At 37.7% G+C, this 257-nt stretch carries 1 protein-coding gene; it reads right to left on the bottom strand.

Annotated features, from left to right (window positions below):
- Positions 1 to 11: 11 nt before the first annotated feature.
- Positions 12 to 257: FAD-dependent oxidoreductase (locus tag V6260_RS18560; protein WP_341595568.1), on the bottom strand; the 246-nt coding region annotated here is incomplete at its 5' end.

The following is a 257-nucleotide window of genomic DNA, read 5'->3' on the forward strand; positions in this document are numbered from 1 at the left end:
AATACGAACAATTAAACTTTTAAGTTATCCATAATACCTTCTGCAGCATTACGTCCTTCAACAATAGCGGTTACCACTAAATCTGAACCACGCACTATATCGCCACCAGCAAATATTTTAGGGTTCGTTGTTTGATGTGTATATTCACCTTGTTCTGGTGCATTAATGCCGCCCCAATGGTTTATTTCTACATCGTTTTTTTCTAACCAATCCATTTTGTGAGGTTGAAATCCAAACGCCATAATAACTTGGTCTGC

This window comes from Pseudoalteromonas aliena, assembly GCF_038155085.1.
In the GTDB taxonomy this organism is placed as follows: Bacteria; Pseudomonadota; Gammaproteobacteria; order Enterobacterales; family Alteromonadaceae; genus Pseudoalteromonas; species Pseudoalteromonas aliena_A.